Below are 3,551 nucleotides of genomic sequence, written 5' to 3'. Positions count from 1 at the left end.
AGGCTGTCACATGATCGCCACCCCCGGCCAAACACATCCACCCACCCGGGCATTCGCTCGCCGGGCCGACGGTTCTCGGGGTGGCCGGCCTGCGTTCAGGACATCCACCCGCCGGGTAGTTGCTCGCCGGGCCAGCGGTGTGTGGGTGGTTAGCGGCTGCGCCAATGGAGTTCGGATGGCCGGCCGCCAGGCCGCCGGTCCGGGGGTTGGCGGCTGCGCCGGAGGGGTTCGGCATGGCCAGCCGCCAGGCCGCCGGTCCGGGGGTTGGGCTTCGAGGACAGGCCCTGGGGCGCTGCGTCAGCTCTCGTGGCGTGCCCGCGAGCCGGAGCCCCCCGATCCCGCCCTTTGTTCGGAACTGCCCGTGGTGGCGGTTCGGCCCTGGGTGGGGGCCACCGGGCGGCGTACGGTTCCGATCATGGTGAGGGGCAGCGTCTGCGCCGTCCTGGCGATGGCCGCGGTGGGCAGTTCGGTCGCGGTGATGGGTGCCCTGCGCGACTTCCCGGTCTTCGCGGGTCAGGGTTTCCGGTTCGCCCTGGCGGCGGTCCTGCTGCTCGGTGTCCTGCGCCTGCGGTCGGCGTCGCCGCCCAGGGGCGCGGTCAGCTCCCGCCAGTGGGTCCGCATCGGCGTTCTCGCCGCTCTGGGCATGGTCGGCTTCAACGTCGCGGTTGTCGCGGCGGAGCGGGACACCGATCCGGCCCTGGTCGGGGTGATCATCGGCTGCGCGCCGGTCGTGATCGCCCTGGTGACCCCGCTGGTGAACCGGACCGCCCCGAACCGACGGATCGTCCTGGCGGGCCTCGTCGTGGCCGTGGGGGCGGCCGTCGCCCAGGGGCTCGGGTCGGTGGGCAGTGTGGTGGGCCTGTTCTTCTCGGGCTGCGCGCTGGCGGGTGAGGTCGCGTTCGCCTTGGTGGCCGCCCCCGTCCTGAGCGCGCTGGGAGCGCTGCGGGTGTCCGCCTACGCCTGCGCGGGCGCAGCCGTCCTGTGCGTGCCGGGGATCGCGGTCACCGGTGGGTTCCGGCTGCCGGACACCGGCCAGTTGCTCGCCCTGCTGTGGTTGGGGGTTGTGGTCACCGCCTGCGCCTACGTCCTGTGGTTCAGCGCGGTGGGTGCCATCGGCCCGGAACGGGCGGGGCTGTTCACCAGCCTGGTTCCCATCAGCGCCGTGGCGGCCACGGCTCTCCTCGGCACCGGCTCCCCCACCTGGGGTCACCTCATCGGGGCGGTGGTGGTCCTGGTCGGGCTCCTGGTCGGGCTCACCGCGGCGGAGCCACACCGCGCAGCGGTCGGTGAGGCGCACCAGGGGTGATGCCGGGGGGTCGGATCGCGGCGGGGAATCGCAGCGGCCGACCCGGCCCTCGCTCGGGTCGGCCGCTGCTAACCAGAGAAGAGGGGGGCGACGGGAGAACGTGACGTTCGCTTCCGCGAATACCACGGCGTCCCACATCGGGTCCTCGGGAGCTGTCAAGATTCCCGCGTGACTCCGCCCTACGCGCCCGGTCCTCCCGGCACCGCCCCGCACCCGCCAGCGCAGCAGTACGGGCCACCCCCCGGCCCCGAGCCAGTCCGGTCCCGCGGTGGGGTGTGGGTGTCGGGACTGGTGGCGGCCCTCGGTTTCGCCGCGGCGGCGGTGCTGGCGGTCGTCGCGAGTTTCCAGACCCTGTTCGAGTTACGGGTGCGGTTGGGGCAGGAGACCACCAGTGAGGGCGCGCTGAGCCAGACCCTGTGGGGGACAACGAGGTCCGGTGCGGTGTCCGGCAGCGGACCGCTGCCGGACCTGGCAGGGCTGCCGGTGGTGGTGGGTGGTGGGCTGCTCGCCGTCGCCGCGGTGGTGGCGGGGGTGGCGGGGGTGCGGCCGAAGCGGGGGCTGGTGACCGCGGTGCGCGTGCTCGGCGGGATCGGTGCGGGGGTGCTGGCGGGCGCGGTGGCGCTGATCGCGCTGATCGTCGGCCAGCTCGTCGAGCGGACCCTGGCGCAGGAGCCGTCCGAGGGCAGCCGGGTCGACATCAACACCGACACGGCGCTGGTGCTGCTGCTCGTCGCCGCCGGGGTGGGGTTGCTCGCGCTGGTCCCCGCGCTCATCCGGCGCGAGGGGGCGCGGTCGCGGGTGGAGCCGGTCACGCCGTCGATGGGGTTCCGGGCGCCGGTCGGGTACGGGCAGTACCCGGCTCCGGGCCGGAACCACGGTCAGCCGCAGACCGGTCAGCGGCCCGCGCTGCCCGGTGCGCCCCAGCACGCCGCGCCCGGTGGGCAGACCGCCGCCCAGAGCGGCACACCGCACCACGCCGCGTCGGCCGCGACCACCGCGACGATCGCCGGGGCGTGGCCGTCGGCGGGCGGTTCGGGCGACGACGCCGAGGTGACCCAGGTCGTGGCCAAGGCCCAGGCGGGCGGCGCGCAGGCGCCGAGCACCGGGGCGACGACCGAGACCGTGGCCACGCCCGCGCGCCCGACCGAAGCCGCCGCGCCGTCCCCCACCGCGCCGTCCCCCGCCGAAGACGACCGGCCCGCCGAACCCGCCCCGACGGCCGAGCCCACCGACAACCGGCCCACGACGCAACTCCCCCGCCCGGAACCAACCCCCGCGGGCGCCGGAGCCGAGTCGCAGGCGAAACCCCCCGCCGCCGAACCCCCGGCAGACCTTCCCGAGCCGGAACCGGCGGCGCCCGCCGAGCCCGGCCCGCAGGCGGAACTCCCCGAGGCCGAACCGGCCGCGGCACCCGAGTCGTCCGCGGAAGTCCCCGTCTCGGAATCGCCTGCCGCGCCCTCCCCGGCAGAGCCCGGGACGGGGCTCCTCGAGGCCCCGGCGGAATCGGGGCTCCCCACGACGGCGGCCGACTCCACCTCAGGCGTGCACTGGGTCGAGTCCACCCCCGTGATCGTGTCCGAACCGCCCGCCACCGAACCGGCTACGGACGCGGAGACCGCACCCGAGCCGCAGCGGGCCGATGCGCCGACCGACGGGTCAGCGGCGAATGCGCCGGGAGCATCCACTGTGGATCACACCACCGAGATCCCGAAGCCGAAGACCGACTGACACGGTCACGAGAACAGTGCCCCGGCGGAATTTCCGCCGGGGCACTGTCGTGTGCGGACACTCAGCAGTTGCTGGGTGCTGTCTTGCCCGCGAATCGGTCCTTGATCCATTTTCCGGCGTCGGCGTTGCCCGCGAAGATGCCGGTCAGGTGGTCGGAGATGTAGGTGTTCCACTGTTCGGTGACCCCGGCGGCGCAGTAGGACTTGTGCAGCGCGTCGCCCTGGGGGTGTTGACGATCTCGTCGGTGGAGGCGTGGTATTGGAAGACCGGCACTCGCGGCGGGTTCTGCCCCAACTTGTTCTGCGCGAGTCGTGCTTGCCATGTGGGGTCGGTCAGGGGGTTGGTGGTGGTGTAGCCGGCGATGGTCTTGAAGGGGTAGTTGGCCAGCAGTTCGACCACGCAGGCGTTCTGCTTGGCGTCGGCGAGGTCTTTGCGGCCGGTGTCGTTGAGGTAGGAGTCGAGTTGCAACTCCGGGTAGGCGTTGTCCAGGCCGACCGCGGCGAAGGCGAGGAACCCG

At 73.8% G+C, this 3,551-nt stretch carries 2 protein-coding genes and 1 pseudogene; 2 read left to right on the top strand and 1 reads right to left on the bottom strand.

From position 1 onward, the window contains the following. The first annotated feature begins 415 nt into the window (after positions 1 to 415). Together UO65_RS18915 and UO65_RS18910 are read left to right on the top strand one after the other, a co-directional pair. Positions 416 to 1,306 carry a DMT family transporter gene (locus UO65_RS18915; RefSeq protein WP_035284463.1) on the top strand — a complete coding sequence of 297 codons (891 nt, stop codon included), beginning with the start codon at positions 416 to 418 and terminating at the stop codon, positions 1,304 to 1,306. A gap of 279 nt (positions 1,307 to 1,585) precedes the next feature. Beyond that, entirely contained in the window at positions 1,586 to 3,034 is a 1,449-nt protein-coding gene (locus UO65_RS18910) for a hypothetical protein (RefSeq protein WP_152552155.1), read from the top strand. A gap of 61 nt (positions 3,035 to 3,095) precedes the next feature. Here the strand turns inward: UO65_RS18910 and UO65_RS18905 are convergent. After that, positions 3,096 to 3,502, bottom strand: a pseudogene (locus UO65_RS18905) (lipase family protein). Positions 3,503 to 3,551 lie beyond the last annotated feature (49 nt).

This window comes from Actinokineospora spheciospongiae (assembly GCF_000564855.1).
Lineage (GTDB): Bacteria > Actinomycetota > Actinomycetes > Mycobacteriales > Pseudonocardiaceae > Actinokineospora > Actinokineospora spheciospongiae.
The sequence above is the reverse complement of the archived record's forward strand: the minus strand, read 5'-3'. Positions and strand labels throughout refer to the sequence as shown.

Bases quoted from the DNA above. Each gene is read 5' to 3' on its own strand.
- UO65_RS18915 (WP_035284463.1), top strand. From the start codon at position 416: ATGGTGAGGGGCAGCGTCTGCGCCGTCCTGGCGATGGCCGCGGTGGGC.